Annotated in this window: 12 protein-coding genes; 8 read left to right on the forward strand and 4 right to left on the reverse strand. The window is 71.2% G+C overall.

All coding sequences use genetic code 11. From position 1 onward, the window contains the following. The 4 genes from CF165_RS39560 to CF165_RS39575 all read right to left on the reverse strand — a co-directional run bounded on the left by CF165_RS39560 (position 1) and on the right by CF165_RS39575 (position 5,131). A complete protein-coding gene (locus CF165_RS39560; protein ID WP_093952714.1) occupies positions 1-1,545 on the reverse strand; it encodes an ABC transporter substrate-binding protein in 1,545 nt (514 codons plus the stop codon). 30 nt (positions 1,546-1,575) lie between these two features. Beyond that, on the reverse strand, positions 1,576-3,435 hold the full coding sequence (locus CF165_RS39565) for a CocE/NonD family hydrolase (RefSeq protein WP_093952715.1): 1,860 nt from the start codon (positions 3,433-3,435) through the stop codon (positions 1,576-1,578). A gap of 146 nt (positions 3,436-3,581) precedes the next feature. After that, the gene (locus CF165_RS39570; RefSeq protein ID WP_205661097.1) at positions 3,582-4,154 is read right to left on the reverse strand and encodes a TetR/AcrR family transcriptional regulator; all 573 of its coding nucleotides are present in this window, start codon (positions 4,152-4,154) and stop codon (positions 3,582-3,584) included. Positions 4,155-4,282: 128 nt separating this feature from the next. Then, complete coding sequence (locus tag CF165_RS39575; RefSeq protein ID WP_093952716.1) at positions 4,283-5,131, reverse strand: helix-turn-helix transcriptional regulator; 849 nt, start codon at positions 5,129-5,131, stop codon at positions 4,283-4,285. A gap of 131 nt (positions 5,132-5,262) precedes the next feature. Here CF165_RS39575 and CF165_RS39580 point away from each other — a divergent pair, with 131 nt between their 5' ends. From CF165_RS39580 to CF165_RS39615, 8 genes are all read left to right on the forward strand, one after another. Next, a complete protein-coding gene (locus CF165_RS39580) occupies positions 5,263-6,885 on the forward strand; it encodes an AMP-binding protein (RefSeq protein ID WP_093952717.1) in 1,623 nt (540 codons plus the stop codon). 249 nt (positions 6,886-7,134) lie between these two features. Beyond that, complete coding sequence (locus CF165_RS39585) at positions 7,135-8,196, forward strand: alpha/beta hydrolase (RefSeq protein WP_093952718.1); 1,062 nt, start codon at positions 7,135-7,137, stop codon at positions 8,194-8,196. Between the two features lie 452 nt (positions 8,197-8,648). Next, entirely contained in the window at positions 8,649-9,461 is an 813-nt protein-coding gene (locus tag CF165_RS39590) for an alpha/beta hydrolase (RefSeq protein ID WP_205661098.1), read from the forward strand. Positions 9,462-9,649: 188 nt separating this feature from the next. Beyond that, positions 9,650-10,054 (forward strand): DUF4345 domain-containing protein, encoded by a 405-nt coding sequence (locus tag CF165_RS39595; RefSeq protein WP_158226894.1) that lies wholly within the window; start codon positions 9,650-9,652, stop codon positions 10,052-10,054. Between the two features lie 253 nt (positions 10,055-10,307). Beyond that, positions 10,308-11,129, forward strand: coding sequence for a TIM barrel protein (locus tag CF165_RS39600; RefSeq protein ID WP_093952720.1), 822 nt, complete (start codon positions 10,308-10,310; stop codon positions 11,127-11,129). Between the two features lies 1 nt (position 11,130). After that, positions 11,131-12,144: a Gfo/Idh/MocA family protein gene (locus CF165_RS39605; protein ID WP_093952721.1), complete on the forward strand. Its 1,014-nt coding sequence runs from the start codon at positions 11,131-11,133 to the stop codon at positions 12,142-12,144. A 52-nt stretch (positions 12,145-12,196) separates the two neighbouring features. Then, entirely contained in the window at positions 12,197-13,162 is a 966-nt protein-coding gene (locus CF165_RS39610) for a sugar phosphate isomerase/epimerase family protein (protein ID WP_093952722.1), read from the forward strand. A 471-nt stretch (positions 13,163-13,633) separates the two neighbouring features. Next, positions 13,634-16,831, forward strand: a complete 3,198-nt coding sequence (locus CF165_RS39615) for a family 78 glycoside hydrolase catalytic domain (RefSeq protein ID WP_093952723.1) — start codon at positions 13,634-13,636, stop codon at positions 16,829-16,831. Positions 16,832-16,839 lie beyond the last annotated feature (8 nt).

A 16,839-nucleotide genomic window follows, 5' to 3' on the forward strand; every position in this document is an offset into this window, starting at 1 on the left:
TCAGCCGGCCGGGTGCCAGGCGGTGACGCTCGGGAACGGCTTGCCGGCCACCGGGTCCACGCCGACCGTGTCGTGGTAGAACAGCATGCCCGGGCTCAGGCACACGGGCAGGAACCAGCCCAGCTCGACCACGCGCCGGATGATCTGCTTGTCCAGGGCGGGCCGAGCGTGCTCGTCGGCGGCCGCGGCGCGCCGGTCGAGGCTCTCCAGCTCGGGATCGCTGCTGTGGAACGGGTTCATCCCGATGGCGTCCCGCAGCCAGAGCCCGCGGCCCATGAAGTAGGCCGGCAGCACGCCCCAGCCCATGCTGGAGGCCGGGAACTGCGTGAGCGCGGTGTTGGCGGACGACGGCTCCTTGGCCGTGATCCGCAGGACGACGCCGACCTGCTGCAGGTCCGACGCGATCGCCTGGGCGAGGTCGCCGGGGAAGGCGGGGGTGGACGGGATCACCACCGGCAGCGTGAACCCGCCGGCCACCCCGGCGGCGGTGAGCAGCTGCCGGGCCTTGCCGGGGTCGTGGGTGTAGAACGGCTGTTCGTCGTAGCCGTCTTCGCCGGGCGCCGAAGGCTGGTCGACAGGGACGCCGTATTCGCCGAGCAGTGCCGAGGTGATCTTGGCGCGGTCGACGGCGTAGTTGAGCGCCTGCCGCACCCGCACGTCGGCCAGGGGCGGGCTGAGTGTCCCGGCGCGGTCGTTGAGCTGCAGGCCCATCACGATCGCCGGGCTGGCCGCCACCTTGAACCCGGCGGCCTTCGCCCCGCCGGCGATGGCGTAGCTGCCGCCGACGACGTCGACCTGGCCGGTCTTGAGCGCGGCGAGCGCGGTGTTCTCGTTGGGCAGGACCTTGACGGTGATCCGGTCGTAGAACCGGCCGCCGGTGTTCCAGTACTTCGGGTTGGGGCCGTAGGTGTAGTGGTCGTTGGCGACGGTCTCGCCGGGCAGCAGGACATACGGTCCGGCGCCGAAGGTGCGGGTCGCCAGGTCCGCCGGATTCGCGACGCCGGCCGGGCTGATCACGTTGCCGGCCAGGTAGTCCTGGGTGAACAGCGTCGGCAGCAGCGGGTGCGGCTGGTTCAGCGACAGCCGCAGCACCAGCCGTCCCTGCGGGGTCGTCGTCGCGATCGGGGCGAGGAACGCCGCCGCCTGGCCCGCGGACTTCCGGAAGTGGTCGATGCTCGCCTTCAGGCCGTCGGCGGTCAGCGGGCTGCCGTCGGCGAAGGTCACGCCGTCCCGCAACGTCAGCTCGAACTCGGTGTTGCCGGTGCCGAGGTAACGCCAGGCCGTCGCGAGCCGCGGTCGGTAACTGCCGTCGGCGGCGCGGTAGATGAGCGGGTCGTAGGCGGGTTGCAGGAAGAACTGGGACTCGCCGCCGGCCTTCGCCGGGTCGAGGCTGGTCGGCGGCCAGTACTGGCCGATGCGCAGGGTGTGGTCCGAAGTGGATGATCCGGACGGCCCGCCGCACGCGGCGGCAGCGGTGAGGCCGGCGGCGAGCAGCAGGCCGCCGCGGGTGAAGTCGCGGCGGGAAAGGACGGCGGGGGAGGGCATGGGGCACCTTTCGGCTGGGGGACTGGGCGGTCAGCCGCGCCAGTGCCGGTCGAGCAGGGAAACGCCGTCCTGGACGACCTTCCCGGAGGCGTCGATGGCGGTCGCGGTGGCCGTGACCTCGAGGTCGACGGTGACGTGGGCGCCGGTCGCGGTGTCGACGGTGCCGGTGATGCGCCCGGTGACGGTGGACTCGGCCGGGTCGAGCCGGGAGGCGGTGGCGACGAGCTCCTGGTCGACGCGCATCGCGTGCCGTCCGCCCGGGACGTCCTCCGGCCGGATCCGGTTGCTCCCGGCCAGGCGCAGGGAAACGGTGTCGCGCAACAGGTCTTCGGTGACCTCCCAGAACGCCGCCTGCTCGGCGGGTTCGCCGTCGAGGTGTTCTTCGAGGCCGTCCGCGACGGCCGGCTCGGGCATCGGGCAGGCGCGCCCGCTCGCGGGGTCGGCGAGCGGGAGCCGCAGGGTCCGCGCCGCCGGCCACCCTTCGGGCGGTTCCTGCGGCCAGACCCGGGGGAAGTCGCCGGGCGCGACGACGACGCGGAGCCGGTGCCCCGCGGCCACTTCGTAAGTGGTCGGGGTCAGCGGCACGGTGAGCTCGCCGTCGTCGGCGCACTCGAGGCCCGCGCAGATCAGGAGCGACCGTCCCACGGGGTCGACGTCGGTGAGCTTCACCGAAACCCGCGGCCACGCGCGGGCCAGCTCCACCGTGGGACGGCCGCTGACCAGGAGCCGCTCCGGGAGCGGCGGCGAGGTGTAGCAGAGACTGCGGCTGTCGTCGCCGTGCTGGTCCAGCGGCAGCCCGAACTGCCCGGCGGGGGTGGCCCACAACCCGGACTGCAGACCGACTGCGGGGTCGGGGACGGCCGGCGCGGACCGCTGCCAGCCGGTCAGGTCTTCCGTGCGGGCGGTGCCTTCCGGCGGCCAGGAATCGAAGCCGAGCCAGCGCGGCCGCTCGCCCTGCACGTACACGCGGACGTCCGGAGCGCTTTCGGTCTCGTCGGTTCCCAGCAGCCAGCGGTCCCACCAGGACCGGGCGATCTCGAGGAAGTCGATCGGCGTGAACGGGCACTCCTGCGGCATGACGTGCATCCACGGCCCGGCGATCAGGGACTTGGTCCCGCGCAGGCCTTCGTAGGCGCGGACGGCACCGTCGACGAAGAGGTCCCGCCAACCGGCCACGCACAGGGCGGGCACTTCGATCGCCGAGACGTCGATCCGCCGCCGGGCCCACACGGGCGAGCCGGGGCCGTGGCGGAACATGTCGAGCAGGTAGGGCGCGAAGGTCATCCGCCGGTGCCAGCGCGCCTGCTCGTTCGGGTCGGCGAAGTCGTCCACCGGGGGCAGCAGCTGGTTGAACAGCGTGCCCACCGCCCACGAGGCCAGCGGGGAGAACGCGCCGCGCGCGCCGCCGGGGTGGACGAAGTCGCGACCGGGATCGGTCGGCCCTTCGAGCGCGATGAGGGCTTTGAGGGCTTCGGGACGCCGGGACGCGGCGCGCAGGGTCGTGATGGCCCCGTAGGAACCGCCCCACATGCCGACCGCGCCGGTGCACCACGACTGGGCCGCGCCCCAGCGGATGGCGTCGAGCGCGTCGTCGGCGTCCCCGGGGTCGAACGGCGGCCGCTGGACACCGTCGGACGAGCCGGTGCCGAGCAGGTCGACGAGCAGCGACGCGTAGCCGCGCTCGGCGAACCACCGTTCGGTGGGCGACCCGGTCAGTGCGGCGACGTCCCGCCGGTAGGGGAGGACGGTCACCAGGAGCGGGTGCGGCCCCGGCCCGCCGGGAAGGAACAGGTTGCCGGAAAGCGTGACTCCCGGGTCGGGCGTGGGGATCCGGACGTCGCGCCGGACCACGACCTCGTGGCGTCGCTCAGTCTCCGTGCGTGCAGGCATCGCCGCCTCCGCTCCGCTCCCACCGAGTGGGTACGAGATCGAATACTTCAGTACCGGATTCCGTACGTTAGACACAGACGTGGCGACGGCGCAAGCCCTGTGGGAGGTGGAAGGCGCGCTCTTCGGCCGGGGCCGCGGGTGAAGGGCTACTTGTCGCCGGGGTTGGCCAGGGCTGCGAGCACCAGGGCGCCGAGTTCGGTGTAGGCGTCGGCCATGGACAGTCCCGAGCGGTCGAGCAGCTCGCCGTGCTGGATGCCGTCGATGAGCAGGCTGACCGCCGCGCCGACGAAGTCCGCGTTGACCGCGCGGAACGCGCCCGAGGCCACACCGTCCTGAATGGACTCCCGGACCCGGTGGGCCGCGGCGAGCGAATGCCGGGCGTACAGCTCCGCCGTCGCCTCGAACGTGAGCAGGTCGGCGTAGCACTCCGGCGACATCCGCCGCAGCTCGGCACCCAGGCCGGCGAGGTACTCGGCGATGCGCTGCGACGGGTCGGTGATCGGCCCGACCTTCTCCTCGACCCGGGTGGCCGCGCCCTGGAAGAAGTGCCGGACGGCGACGACGACCAGCTGCTCCTTGCTGCCGGCCACCGCGTACAGCGTCGACTTGGAACACTGGAGCCTGCTGGCCAGGTCGTCCACGGTGAGCCGGGCGAAGCCCTCGTCGAGGAAAAGCCGTTCCAAGCGGAGGACCAGCTCCTCGCGCTTGGTGTCGGACATGCGTCGGCTTCGCGCCGTGCGCGCTCCCGGTGGCGTCATCCAAGGTGGCTTCGCGGTCATGGTTCGGTAGCCTCGCACACCCCCGGGTCAGGGCGGCGCGCGGTACTACCGTACCCCATCCGGTACCCTCATGGGAGAAGCCCGAATCGCCGGGCGGTGACCACGGCCTCCATCCGGCTGCGAGCGACGAGCTTGCGCATGGTGCTGCGCAGGTAGCTCTTCACGGTTTCCGTGGTGATCCCGAGATCCTCCGCGATCTGGTGGTTGGTCCAGCCGAGGGCGACGCAGGCGAGCACGTCCAGCTCGCGCGCGGACAACGCCGGGACGTTCTCGCGCGGCGCGGACCGGCCGGTGACCGCCGACAGCGTCTCGCACACCGCCCGGACCCGGCCGCGCAGCACCGGGTCGTCGACGCTCTGGGTGAGGATCCGCAGCTCGGCGTACGCCTCGCGGACCAGCTCCCAGTGCGGGCGGTTGCAGTCGGTCGCGTCGTACCGGTCGAGCCAGGCCAGCCGCCGGGTCACCTCGTCGCGGACGGCCAGGCCCTGCTCGAGCTCGCGCGCCGACTCCACGACGGCCTGCACCACGCGATCGCCCAGCGGCATCGAGCTGCGCAACGCGCCGTAGAGCACGCCGCGCACGGTCCGCGTCACCACCACCGGCACGGCCACCATCGCGCGCAGCCCCTCGGCCATGATGATGTGGTCGTAATCGTGGCTGATCCCGGGGGAGCGCACGTAGTCGTCGACGACGAGGGGCCGCCGCTGCGCCACCGCCTTCCCGCCGAGCCCGCGCCCGTACTCGAGGCTGACACCCCGGAGCGCGCCGGTGTTCGGGCCGGCGATCTGGCTGAGCTTGACCTGCCGGCCGGAGCCGACCTCGCCCCCGAAGGTGAGCGGCAGGCCGGTCGCGTCCCGTATCCGGGCCAGCGCGCGGTAGATCTCCGGACGGTCGTCGGCCGCGGCGTTCGGGCTCACGGCTGCCTCCTCGCGAACGTGCCGAAAAGACCCGCTCCCCTCAGCCGGGGGTAGCTGGGTTTCCCCGGCGATGGGACATTTTTCCCACGGTACGGCACCGTCGCGGTATCGCGTAGCTCCAGGAGGTCGCCATGACGAGCAGCCACCGCCATGTCGAGGACCTCGTGTCACTCTTCGACCGCCCGCAGGCGTGTGCCGCGGAACTGCTGTGCGACCGGCATCCCGCCGACGCGGTCGCGTTCACCGTCGTCGAGCCTGATCTTTCTTGTCGCGACTGGACTTTCGGCGAGCTGCGGACCGAGTCCGCCCGGCTGGCCACCGCACTGGCCGAGCTCGGCGCCGGCCCGGGCGACCGCGTCGCGACGCTGCTCGGCAAGTCGGGTGAGCTGGTCGTGACCGTGCTCGCGATCTGGCGGATCGGGGCGGCCCACGTGCCGCTGTTCACCGCGCTGGCCCCGCCGGCCATCGCGACCCGGCTCGCCGGCAGCGGCGCGCGGATCGTGGTCACCGAACCCGGGCAGCGGGCCAAGCTCGGCCCGAACGAGGACATCCCGGCGGCGTGGCGGCTGACCGTGATCACCACCGGCACCGGCGCGGACGGCGACCACCGCTTCGACCGCCTGCTGGAGGCGCCCCCGCAGCCGGTCCCCGTCGCGATGGGCGGGGACGCGACGCTCGTCGAGCTCTTCACGTCGGGGACGACCGGAGCGCCGAAGGGCGTGCCCGTTCCGCTGTGGGCGGTGTCGTCGATGCTCGTCTACCAGGAGTTCGGGCTCGACCACCAGGAGTCCGACGTGTTCTGGAACGCCGCCGACCCCGGCTGGGCCTACGGCCTCTACCACGCGATCATCGGCCCGCTCGGCCTCGGCCGGCGCAGCCTGATGGTCCACAGTGGATTCTCCCCGGCCCTCACCTGGGCCGTGCTCGACGCCTTCCGCGTCACCAACTTCACCGCGGGCCCGACGGTGTACCGCGCGTTGCGCGCCGCCGAAGACCTGGCTCCGGCCGACCTCGCGCTGCGGCACTGCTCGTCGGCGGGAGAACCCCTGCCGCCGGAGGTCAGCGAGTGGGCCGAGCACGTGCTCGGCATCCCGGTCCTGGACCACTACGGGCAGACGGAGCTGGGCATGGCGGTCGCCAACGCCTGGCACCCCGGGTTCCGCACCGAGCGGCGGCCCGGGTCGATGGGCCGGGCCCTGCCGGGCTGGCGGCTCGAAGCACTGCGGCCGGAGTCGGCCGAACCCGCGGCGCCGGGGGAACGCGGACGGCTCGCGGTCGACCTCGCGGCCAGCCCGCTGATGTGGTTCACCGGCTACCGCGGCGCGCCCGGGCGCACCGCCGAACGCTTCACTGCCGACCGGCGCTGGTACCTGACCGGGGACACCGCCTCGAAGGACGCCGACGGGAACTTCCGCTTCACCGCCCGCGACGACGACATCATCCTGATGGCGGGCTACCGGATCGGACCGTCCGAAGTGGAATCCGTGCTGCTCGGTCACCCCGCCGTCGCGGAGGCCGCGGTCGTCGGCGTCCCGGACGAGCTGCGGGGCGAGGTGGTCGCGGCCCACGTCGTCCTGCGCGCCGGCCGGGACGCCGGCCCGGAGCTGGCCGCCGAGCTGCAGGACCTGGTGAAGACCCGCTTCGCCGCCCACGCCTACCCGCGGATCGTCCACTTCGTCGCGCAGCTGCCGAAGACACCGAGCGGCAAGCTCCAGCGCTCGGCCCTGCGCATCGCCGAACGGCATTCCCGATAGCGGCCGTCACCGCCGATCCCGGGTGATCCCCGGGTGAGTTCCCCTGCCCGCGCGCGTTCCCGGCGCGCCGGGGAGTCCCGGCTGCCTGCGCGGTCCCGGGATCCCGACTCCCGCACCGGTCCTTGCCCGGCGCGGGCCCGGGAGAGCCGTCCGCTCTCCCCGCCTGGTGTCCCCGGGCCGGTCGCACCGGCGCGCCCGAGCACGCCCGGGGACGCCAGGCTCCGTCCCTCACACACCCTGGAGGCAACGATGCCCAGGCCCGTCGAAGACCGGCAGAACCAGCCCCGTGCGGCGGCACCAGAGCGGGGGCCGTCGCGGCTGTCCCGCCGGAAGTTCGTCCTCGGCGCGGCCGCGGGACTGTCCGCGGCCGCCGTCGCGGCCCCGCGAACGGCGAGTGCCGCCGGCACCGCGTCCGGCGCGGTGGCCGACAGCGGAGCCCGGGTGATCGCGGAACACCGGCTCGATCCCAAGATGCTCGACCTGACCATCGATTCACCCGCCCTGGCGACCACGGCGATGGTGCGGCTGCTGCACCCCGCCGGCTGGACGCCCGGCGCCGGACCGGCGTTGCCGGTGCTGTACCTGCTCCACGGCGCCGGCGACGACTACACGTCGTGGACGCGCTCGACCGACGTCGAAGCCTTCATCAACGGCACCGAGATGCTGGTGGTGATGCCTTCGGGCGGCCGGGACGGGTTCTATTCGGACTGGTACAACCGGGGTGCCGGCGGCGCGCCGCGCTGGGAGACCTTCCACCTGACCGAGCTGCGCCAGATCCTCGAACGGGGCTACGGCGCCGGAACCGTCCGCTCGATCGCCGGCCTCTCGATGGGCGGGCTGGGCGCGATGGCGTACGCGGGACGGCATCCGGGGATGTTCGTCGCGGCTGCGGCCTACAGCGGCGTCGTCCACACGACGTACGAGAACGCCCGCGGGACCAGCCTGATCCAGGGGGTGCTCGTCAAGGACGGTTACGACCCCACGGCCCTGTGGGGCGACCCGAACCTCAACGCGAGAGTGTGGGCCGCGCACAACCCGTACGACCTGGCCCGGAACCTGGCCGGCATCCCGCTGTACCTCGCGTGCGGCAACGGGACCCCCGGCGTCCTCGACCCGCCGAGCACCCCGCCGGACCTGTTCATCGAGCCGCTGTGCGCGGAGATGAACACCGCGTTCGCCCGGCGGCTGCGGGAGGTCGGCGCGAACGTCACGACCGACTTCTACGGGCCGGGCACGCACAACTGGCCGTGGTGGCAGCGTTCCCTGCACGTGTCCTTCCCCCTGCTGACCGAGCCGCTGCGGCTCGGGTGAGGTGGCCGGCCGGAGGGTTCCTCCGGTATCACCCCGGTGCGGGGGAGGCCGCCGGGCGCCGCCGGAAGTACGGTTTCCCGGCGGTGATCAGGAATCGCCGGCCGAGCGAGGATTGCCAAGAGGAACCACCGGGGTGACCGGCTCGCCACTGTCTCGGCGAGCCGGTCACCGCGGTGCCTGGCCGGAGCAAGACGGTCCGAGGCACGGGAGGTCGAGGCCCAGCCGCCACATTCGGGCGATCCGCCAGGCGACGTCCTGGTTGTCAAAGAATCGCCAGTTCGCCATTTGGCTGACCCGGTCGTGTCCTCGGGTGCTATGCCGTGCGGGGCGGCCTCGAAGACGTGCAGCTCGGCCGGAACGCTGGCGGCGAGCTGTTTCCGGTGCAGGCGCACGGCGTCCGACAGCAGCCGGTTCGGGGTACCGCTGATCAGGATCGTGGGACGAAACCCGGCGTGGTCGAGACGCACCATTTGGCCTCGACCGAACCGGAAGGCGTCACCTACGCCGAGGTCGACGCCGGCGGCGTCCCCGCCCTCTGGTGCGTCCCCGCCGGCGCGGACCCCGGCCGGGCGCTGCTGCACTTCCACTTCGGCGGCTCGGTCACCGCGTCCATGCACTCCGACCGCAAGGCCGCCGGCCACATCGCGAAAGCCGCCGGGATCCGCTCCCTGGTCGTGGACTTCCGGCTGGCCCCCGAACACCCCCACCCGGCACAGCTCGACGACGCCGAGACCGCCTACCGGTGGCTGCTGGCGCAGGGCTACCAGCCGCAGAACATCGGCAGCACCGGCCACTCCATCGGCGGCACCCTCGCGATCATGCTGCCGCTGCGGCTGCTCGCCAAAGGTGAACCCACCCCCGGCGCCATCGTCAGCATCTCACCGTGGACCGACCTCACCATCGCCAACCCCAAGGTCGACGAGAACGAGGACAACGACAAGATGCTCAGCCGCAACACCCTCGAACTCTTCCGCGGAGCCTGGCTGCAGGACCCCGCCCTGGACTTCGCCGACCCGAAGATCAGCCTCGCCAACGCCGACCTGACCGGCCTGCCGCCGACCGTCGTGCACTACGGCGAGTACGAGACCCTCGCCGGCGACGGCGCCGAACTCGGACACCGGCTCACCGAATTCAAGGTCACCTCCGAGGTCCACCCGATGCCCGAAGGGCAGCACTCGTTCATCCTCGCCGCCGGCCGCGTACCCGAAGTCGACCAGGCGATCGCGCAGATGGGCCAGTGGCTGCGCCGGCATCTCGGCGCCTGAACACCGCATCTCACACGTCACCGTTCCGGTGATCTTCCGGGATCCCGCCCGGCCAGGCTGTATCCGGCATCCCGTTCTGGTAGCGAACCCCGATGTCGGCCATGGCGGCGTCGTCCAGCACCACGAGCAGTTCGTCCGCATGTTCTGGAGCTTCTTCGATGAGCTCCCAAACCGAAGGTGTCAGAAAGATGATTCTGAAGAAGATTGTCCTTGGTTCCGCGGGCCTCGGGGTCGCCGTGATCGGGGTGATCTATCTCTTGGCTCCCCACCTCTTGCTCGACGTCTACGGGGTCGATATCCAGTCGCCATCGGAGGCGAACATTTTCAGGAGCGGTTCCGGGGCACTGTACGTAGCCCTGGCGATCCTGTTCCTGCTGGGAGCCTTCAACACGCGTTACACCAGGACTTCGCTCGTCACGCTGTTCACCTTCATGAGCGGCCTGGTTGTGGGGCGCCTGGTCAGCATCGTGGCGGATGGGTGGCCCCATGTGGTGCTGATCGTCGTTCTTGTCGTCGAGGCTTCCTTCGCCGGTGCTGCGGCCTATGCGTTGCGGGTGCAGGACTCCTCCCAGCAGCTGAGGGAGACCGCCTGACAGTCAACGCCCCTCGTGAGGCAGGGCGCACGACAACAGCTCTCGATTCACGGACCGAAACCGCGTTTTGGCACGGTGCAGGTTGATCGCCTCGCGGGTGACGGCGATCGGGCAGGACTCGACACGGATGTAGAACGTTCCAGGTAGGCGGTCGAAGTCGCCTTGGTGAGCCCGGAGACGCTCTCGTGAGCCCGCGAAGGGCGGCCCGTGCCGGTGCCGGGCACAGCCCGGCCATGCAGGGAGGCGGACTGGCATGGTCGTAGCGAGGGGAGTGCACGGCCCGTTCGTGCTCGCGGTCTGCGCGGAGATGGTCTTCCGCGATCTGCCGATCGTCGAGCGGGTCCGCCGCCTGACCCGGCTCGATGTCCAGGTGGAGATCTGGGACTGGACCAAGCATGACATCGACGCCCTCGTGTCGCTGCGCGACGAAGGAGCCGTCTACTCGTCGATGACGGGCTACGTCCGGGGCGGGCTGGTCGAGCCGTCCGCTGTAGCCGACCTGCTCGCCACCGCGGAGAAGTCGATACCGGTCGCGAAAAGGCTGGGGATCACCCGGCTCAACCTCCACGGGACGGGACTCGGCGGTGATGGCCTGCCGGTCGTTCCCGTCGAGAAGACCACCGGTGCCATGTGGCTCGCCGCGCGGGACACGCTGGTGCGGATGGCCGAGCTCGGGGCGAAGAACGACGTCGTGTTCGTCCTGGAGAACCTCAACCTCGCCGTCGACCACCCGGGAGTTCCGTTCGCCCGCGCGGACGACTGCCTCGCTCTCGTCCAGGCGGTGGACCACCCGAACCTGCGGCTGATGCTCGACCTGTACCACGCTCAGATCGGTGAGGGGAACCTGATCGATCTGTGCCGCCGGGCGCTGCCGTTCATCGGCGAGATCCAGGTCGCCGACGTCCCTGGCCGCTGCGAGCCGGGAACGGGCGAGATCAACTACCCCCGGGTCGCTGCCGCCTTGGCCGAGTCGGGATACCGGGGAACCGTCGGGCTGGAGGGATGGCCGAGCGGTGACGACACCGCCGCGGTCGAGCGCTTCCGGGCAGCCTTTGGCGTGAAAGAAGGTTGGTGACATGCGGATCGGACTCATCGGGCTCGGCCGGATCGGGGCTTTCCACGCGGACACCCTCGCCGCATTGAGTGCGGTCGAGGAACTGGTCGTCGTCGACGCGCTCGATACGGCGATGAAGTCCGTGACCGAACGAATCCCGAAGGCTCGTGCGGCCGGCTCGCCGGACGAGCTGCTCGACGCGGGCGTGGACGGCCTCGTCATCGCGGCGTCGACCGCGGCGCACGCGGAACTGATGCTGGCCTCGGTGAAGCGCGGCATACCGACGTTTTGCGAGAAGCCGATCGCCGGCTCCGCGCGCGAGGCGGCGAGCGTACGGGACGAGCTCGAAGGTGCGGGTGTGCCGATTCAGATCGGGTACCCCCGGCGATTCGATCCCGCTTTCGCCGCCGCCCGCGACGCGGTCCGCGGTGGTTCGCTGGGGCGGGTCCACACCGTCCGGTCGACCACCATGGATCCGGCACCCCCGCCGGCTTCCTACCTGGCCGTGTCCGGCGGGATCTTCCGCGACTGCGCGGTCCACGACTTCGATGCCGTCCGGTGGGTCACCGGCCGGGAGGTCGTCGAAGTCCACGCGGTCGGTGCGGTGGATCCATCGGCACCTGCTGAGCTGTATCTCGACAACGACGATTTCTCGACCGCGTCGACGCTGCTCGTCATGGAGGACGGGACGATCGGCGTCGTCTCCAACACGCGCACCAATGCGCGTGGCTACGACGTCCGTCTCGAAGTCCACGGCAGCGACGACTCCGTTGCCGCCGGGCTCGACGACGGTCTTCCGCTTCGCTCGACGCAGCCGGGAGCCACCTGGCCGGCCGGGCCGCCGCACACGTTCTTCATGGATCGCCTCGCCGAAGCGTTCCGGATCGAGCTCGAGACTTTCTGCGCCGTCGCGGCGGGCACTGTCGAATCGCCGACCCCGTTGGGCGACGCACTGCGAACGGCCTGGGTCGCCGAAGCGGCGACTGTGTCCGCTCGGGAAAGACGGCCGGTTCGCGTCGACGAAGTCGCGCTCTAGGACATCGGTTTCTTCCTCACTCGCACAACGACGTAGGACAGATTGGATTCCCGTGCAACTCGGACTCATCACGGACTCGGTCGGCAGCCGCCCGCTCGAGGAGGTGCTCAACCTCGCCGTCGAGCTCGAACTGGACACGATCGAGCTCGCGACCGGGAACTGGTCGGCAGCCCCGCACGCCGACCTGAACGAACTGGTGTCGAACCCGGCGGCCCGGGGCCGCTTGGCCAAGGAGGTGGAGTCGCGTGGACTCTCGCTGAGCGCCCTCAACGCGAACGGCAACCAGCTGCACCCGGTGCAGGGGGCAGAGCACGACCGGGTCGTCCGGGACACCATCACCGTCGCCGGGGAACTGGGGGTGCCCGTCGTCGTGCTGATGTCAGGCCTGCCTGGTGCGAAGGGCGAACGCACACCGAACTGGATCACGACCTCGTGGCCGCCCGAGACGCTGGAAGTGCTCGAGTACCAGTGGAACGAGGTGGCGATCCCGTACTGGCACGATCTTGCGGAGTTCGCTCGCCGGCGTGGTGTCCGGCTCGCGGTGGAGATGCACGGCCGCCAGCTGGTGTTCAACGTCGCGACCATGCACCGGCTCCGGGAAGCGGTGGGTGACGACGTCGTGGGGGCGAACCTCGATCCCTCGCACCTGATGTGGATGGGTGCTGACATCCTCGCGGTGATCCGCAGCCTGGGGCCGGCGATCTTCCACGTACACGCCAAGGATACCCGGGTCGAACGGCCGAACGCCGCGGCCAACGGCATCCTGGACACGCTGCCGCCGGCGCACGCCGCCGACCGGTCGTGGAACTACGTCACGCTCGGCCTCGGTCACCCGGGCGGTGCGACGTTCTGGTCGGAGTTCGTGTACGCCCTCCGGTCGGTCGGCTACGACGGGTCGCTCAACATCGAGCACGAAGACGTCCTCATCGGCTCGGAAGAAGGAGTCCGGCGAGCGGCCGGGCTGTTGAAGTCCGTGGTCATCCGTGACGGACCGGACTGGACGCCCGCCCGCATCTGAAGTCCTTCCCCGCAGCCACCGACCCGAAGGTGGGAGCGGCACCAATGGCGCCAAGCCGCACTGCGGTTCAGGGACCGAGGCGCCGGTGCGCCGGAAGACGGCATCGAGCCGCCGGATCTCGCCACCGATCTGCCGGTCTTCACGCCGATCGCCGCGAAGCCCGACACCGCGACGCTCACGGACCTGAACAAGAAGGTGAGCGTCGACGGCCAGAAGCCCGCGACCGTGGCTCCCGACTGGCTCGAGGCGGCGGGCTTCATCAGCTGAGCCGCCCGCTCGTCATTGACTTCGCCTTCGGACGCAAGGTAGCGTCACCGCGTCGACGATATGAAACCTTTCAACGCGGAGGCGGCGGGCACCTTCCTTCGGGATGCCCGCTTGCTTGAACCCCGATGGCCCTACCCTCCTTTGTCGAAAGGTTCGCGTCCCGCATATAGTTGAAACGATTCACTGCCGAATCTCGGAGCCGCTGTGCGCCACAGATCCCGCCGTCTGCTCACCCTCGCCGCCCTGGCCTCGCTCCTCGTCGCCGGCACCACGGCGCCCGCGGACGCCGACCCCGGAAGCCGGTTCTTCACCGCCGCCGATCTCCGCTCGAACCACCTCGATCGTCCACTGGGGATGGACGACACGGCCCCGGCGCTGAGCTGGCGAACGGTCGCGCGGGACCAGACCACGTACGAAATCCAGGCCGCGACCTCAGCAGCACGGCTGGCCCGCCCCGACCTCTGGGACACCGGCCGCGTCACCGGCACGACGACCGAAGCCGACTACGCGGGCCATGCCCTCGGCAGCCGTCAGCGCGTCTACTGGCGGGTCCGCGTCTGGTCCGGCTGGGTACCCTCGGCGTGGAGCGCCCCCACCTGGTTCGAAACCGGCTTGACCGAGCAAAAGGACTGGTCCGCCGGCTGGGTGGCGAACAGCCGGTGGCAACTCGGCGGCAAGCCCGCGCAGCCGGTGGCTGTCACGCTGCCGCCACAGACCGCGCGGTACGTCAAGCTCGACGTCACCAAGCTCGGCCTGCCGCTGGCCGAACAGCCCCTCGACAGCCAGAACCGCATGGTCACCACCGGCGCCACCCGCCGCTTCCCCGACCTGACCTACCGGCTGCAGCTGGCCGAGCTGCAGGTGCGCGACTCGGCGGATCCCACGGTGAACTTCGCCGCCGGACGCCAGAAGTACGTCACCGCGTCGGAGACCCAGACCGTGCGCAAGGAGTGGGAGCCCGGCCTGATCGCCGACGGCCTGACCACGTCCAACCCCGAGGACGCCGGGAACGCCGGCTACCAGAGTGCCGCGCACACCAGCGCGGACGCCGACATCTGGCTCACCATCGACCTCGGCGCCGCGCACACCTTCGACCAGGTCGTGCTGTACCCGCGTACCGACACCCTCACCGCCGATGGCCGGACGCCCGGCTTCCCGGTCGACTACTCCGTGCAGACCGCGGCCGACGCAGCTGGGCCGTTCACCGTCGCCAAGTCCGTGACGGACCAGCCGGTGCCCGCGACCTGGCTGCCGTCCGCGCTGCCGGTGTTCGCGAAGGACTTCTCCGTGCGTGGCCGCGTCACCAGTGCCCGGCTGTACGTCAGTGGCCTCGGCGTCTACGTGCCGAGTCTCAATGGCTCCCGCGTCGGCGACGCTGTGCTGGAGCCCGGCGACAGCGACTACGCCGAGCGCGTCACCTACGCCGCGTACGACGTGACCAGGCAGGTTCGCGGCGGCGCGAACACGATCGGCATCGCGGTCGGCAACGGCACCGCGGACGCGCTGCACACCTCCGGCCGCTACCGGAAGTTCGCGCGCACGGTGAGCGACCCGCAGGTGATCGCGCAGCTGGAGATCACCATGGCGGACGGCACGGTGCAGCGGATCGGCACCGACTCCGGCTGGCGCACCACGCTCGGCGCGACCACCGTGTCCCAGTGGTACGGCGGCGAGGACTACGACGCCCGGCGTGAGATCCCCGGCTGGGACCAGCCCGGCGCCGACCGGGCGAACTGGTCGCCGGTGGTGCCCGTGACGAGCACGGCGAAGCTGTCCGCGCGGCGGAGCGAGCCCGTCCGTGTGGTGGAACAGTTGCCCGGCAAGGAGATTTCGCGTCCGGCACCCGGTGTGCGCGTCTACGACGTCGGCCGCAACATCGCCGGTTTGCCGCAGGTGACCCTCACCGCGCCGGCCGGGACCACGATGCGCGTGTACCCGGCTGAGGCCTTGCGCGACGGGCACGTGGACCAGTCCATCAGCAACGTCGGCGCGCCGGTCTGGGACGGCTTCACGAGCAAGGGCGGCACGCAGACCTGGCACCCCGACTTCAGCTACCACGGTTTCCGCTACCTCGAGGTCGCCGGTGTCCCGGACGACGCACAACTGTCGGTCGCCGGCCTGCGCGTGATGGCGGACAACCGGTCCGCGGGTGACTTCGACTCCTCGGACGCGACGCTCGACGGCATCCACCGGCTCACCCGGGCCGCCGTCGAGAACAACATGCAGAGCGTTCTCACCGACTGCCCGAGCCGCGAGAAGCTCGGCTGGCTGGAGCAGGACCACCTCGCGTTCGACGCGCTCGCCCGCAACTACGACGTCGAGGCCTATCTCGGCAAGATCGTGCAGGACATGGCCGACGGGCAGGAGGCGAGCGGCCTGGTGCCCAGCACCGTGCCGGACCACGTGACGCTCGCCGGCGCCTACCGCGACGACCCGAACTGGGGTGGCGCTCTGGTCCTGGTGCCGCTGAAGGCGTACCAGACCTACGGCGACAAGGAACTCCTCGAGCGGTACTTCCCCGCGATGCAGCGCTACCTCGCCTTCCTTCAGGGCCAGCCCACGCGGTGGACCGACGGCGTCTACGACTACGGCCTCGGCGACTGGATCACCACCGAGAAGCCGGTGATGCCGCGTCCGATCGTCAGCTCCTTCGGTGTCTGGGCGGTCGCGGACGGGCTGGCGAAAGTGGCGACGGCGCTCGGCCAGGACGCCGCGCCCTACCGCGCGCAGGCCGACGCGTTGGCGAAAGCCGTCTGGACGAAGTACTACAACCCCACCACTGGGCTGTTCGGCGGCGGTGGGCAGGGCGCGACGGCGCTGGCCCTCGACATGGGCGCGGTGCCCGCCGACCTGCGGGCCGGCCAGACCCTGCACCTGATCGACACCATCGAAGCCGCCGGGTGGCACCTGGTGATGGGGGAGATCTCCTTTCCGTCCGTGCTGCGAGTCCTGTCGACGGCGGGCCGCGACGACGTCGTCCACCGGATCGCCACGCAGACCACCAGTCCCAGCCTGGGCCACCAGGTGCAGGCCGGGCTGACCGCGCTGGGGGAGACCTGGGACGGCGGCAGCGGCCAGTCGCAGGACCACTTCATGCTCGGCGCGCTGGACGGCTGGCTCACCACGCGGCTGACCGGCATCGGCCAGGCACCCGGTTCGGCGGGCTTCGACACCCTGGTGATCGACCCGGCGGTCGTCGGCGACCTGACGTCCGCGTCCGGCAGCTACGAGAGCCCGCACGGCCGGATCTCCACCGCGTGGACGAGGTCCGATCGCGAGTACCGGCTGACCGTCACCGTCCCGCCGGGCAGCACGGCCGAAGTGCACCTTCCGCAGGGTGACGCCGTCTACCGCGTCGGCTCGGGCACCCACACCTTCCGGCAACCCGTTTCGCGCGGCTGAAAGGGAAT

The sequence above is a fragment of the Amycolatopsis vastitatis genome, from assembly GCF_002234595.1.
GTDB classification, from domain to species: domain Bacteria; phylum Actinomycetota; class Actinomycetes; order Mycobacteriales; family Pseudonocardiaceae; genus Amycolatopsis; species Amycolatopsis vastitatis.

Excerpts from the sequence above, each read along its gene's own strand:
- CF165_RS39560 (WP_093952714.1), bottom strand. The coding sequence starts at position 1,545 with ATGCCCTCCCCCGCCGTCCTTTCCCGCCGCGACTTCACCCGCGGCGGC.
- CF165_RS39565 (WP_093952715.1), bottom strand. The coding sequence starts at position 3,435 with ATGCCTGCACGCACGGAGACTGAGCGACGCCACGAGGTCGTGGTCCGG.
- CF165_RS39570 (WP_205661097.1), bottom strand. The coding sequence starts at position 4,154 with ATGTCCGACACCAAGCGCGAGGAGCTGGTCCTCCGCTTGGAACGGCTT.
- CF165_RS39580 (WP_093952717.1), top strand. The coding sequence starts at position 5,263 with ATGACGAGCAGCCACCGCCATGTCGAGGACCTCGTGTCACTCTTCGAC.
- CF165_RS39585 (WP_093952718.1), top strand. The coding sequence starts at position 7,135 with ATGCCCAGGCCCGTCGAAGACCGGCAGAACCAGCCCCGTGCGGCGGCA.
- CF165_RS39595 (WP_158226894.1), top strand. The coding sequence starts at position 9,650 with ATGATTCTGAAGAAGATTGTCCTTGGTTCCGCGGGCCTCGGGGTCGCC.
- CF165_RS39600 (WP_093952720.1), top strand. The coding sequence starts at position 10,308 with ATGGTCGTAGCGAGGGGAGTGCACGGCCCGTTCGTGCTCGCGGTCTGC.
- CF165_RS39605 (WP_093952721.1), top strand. The coding sequence starts at position 11,131 with ATGCGGATCGGACTCATCGGGCTCGGCCGGATCGGGGCTTTCCACGCG.